General features: G+C 31.0%; 2 protein-coding genes. Both read left to right on the top strand.

Annotated features, from left to right (window positions below):
* Positions 1-904, top strand: a 904-nt coding sequence (locus VK998_RS04740; protein WP_325226075.1) for a biotin/lipoyl-containing protein, incomplete at its 5' end; no start/stop codon positions are given.
* 102 nt (positions 905-1006) lie between these two features.
* On the top strand, positions 1007-1559 hold a 553-nt coding region (locus VK998_RS04735; protein WP_325226073.1), incomplete at its 3' end, for a 1-phosphofructokinase family hexose kinase.

Below are 1559 nucleotides of genomic sequence, written 5' to 3'. Positions count from 1 at the left end.
TTTTGGATTAGGCCATCGGTTTGAAGAAGTTAAGGAAATGTATAGAGTTGTAAATGAAATATTAGGAGATATAGTTAAAGTTACTCCTACATCTAAAGTTGTTGGTGATATGGCAATATTTATGGTACAAAATGATTTGACTATAGATAATATATATCATAAAGCAAAAAACATGTCTTTCCCAGATTCAGTAGTATCCTACTTTAAAGGCATGATGGGGCAACCGATGGGAGGGTTCCCAGAAAAACTTCAAAAATTAGTACTAAAAGGTGAAGAACCAATAAATTGTAGACCAGGAGAATTACTTGAACCTGAGGATTTTGATAAAATTAAAATATATTTAAAGCAAAAGTTCAATATCAATCCATCTATGAAGGATATATTGTCCTATGCTTTTTACCCTAAAGTATTTGAAGATTATTTAAAATATATTAAGAATCAAGGCGACTTTAGCAGAGTTAGCAGCGATGTGTTTTTCTATGGATTAAGAGAAGGAGAAACCGGTGAAGTAGAAATTGAAGAAGGAAAGATCTTAGTAATTAAACTTCTTGAAATAGGAAGATTAGATGAAAAAGGATATAGAACCTTATACTTTGAGGTAAATGATAGTAGAAGAGCTATAAAAATATTTGATAAAGCAAGTAATATAGCAAATAAACCTGATTTTATTCAAATTGCAGATCCAGAGAATAAACAAGAAATCGGTGCTAATATCCCTGGAATAGTAGCAAAAATATTAGTTAAAAAAGGAGATAAAATAAAATCTAATCAATTAGTAGCTATAATAGAAGCTATGAAGATGGAAACTCATGTTACTTCATCCATAGATGGAACGGTTAAATCAATATCTGTTAAAGAAGGGCAGAATGTAGAATCAGGAGAACTATTGATTAGACTAGAATAGTTAAGAATTTAATCTACAAATAAAGTATTCCCCTTATAAAATTAAGTAAAAGCTAAAATAGTAGATAAATATGGTATAATGTAGAAAAAGGGGGGATTTGCTTTGATTCTCACCGTCACTTTAAATCCTTCTATTGATAGAAGGTATAATTTAAAGAATTTTAAAAAAGGTAAAGTCTATAGGGCTACGGATGTTCAATATACTGCTGGTGGAAAAGGGTTAAATGTAACGAAGGTAATAAAAGCTTTTAATGAACCTGTAATTGCTACTGGCTTTATAGGTGGTAGAAGTGGCGAATACATTGTTGAACAGTTGAATATTATGGGGGTCAAACATGAATTTGTATTTATTAATGGGGAGACTAGAAGTTGTATAGCAATTCTTTCTGACGATGGTAGCCAAACAGAAATTTTAGAAAGAGGACCTTCCATATCAGCTAATGAGGTTTTAGAGTTTTATGAATTATATAGAGAATTAATAAGAGATGTTGATATAGTTTGTGCTTCTGGAAGTATACCTTATGGGTTACCAGAGGATATTTATAATAACTTAGCAATAATGGCAAAGGAATCTGGAAAGAAGTTTTTTCTAGATACCAAGGGTGAGGCTTTAAAACTTGGAATAGAAGCTGCACCTTTCCTTGTTAAACCTAATA

Origin of the sequence: Schnuerera sp. (genome assembly GCF_035459645.1) — a bacterium.
Lineage (GTDB): Bacteria > Bacillota > Clostridia > Tissierellales > Tepidimicrobiaceae > Schnuerera.
This window is presented reverse-complemented; position numbering and strand designations above follow the sequence as displayed.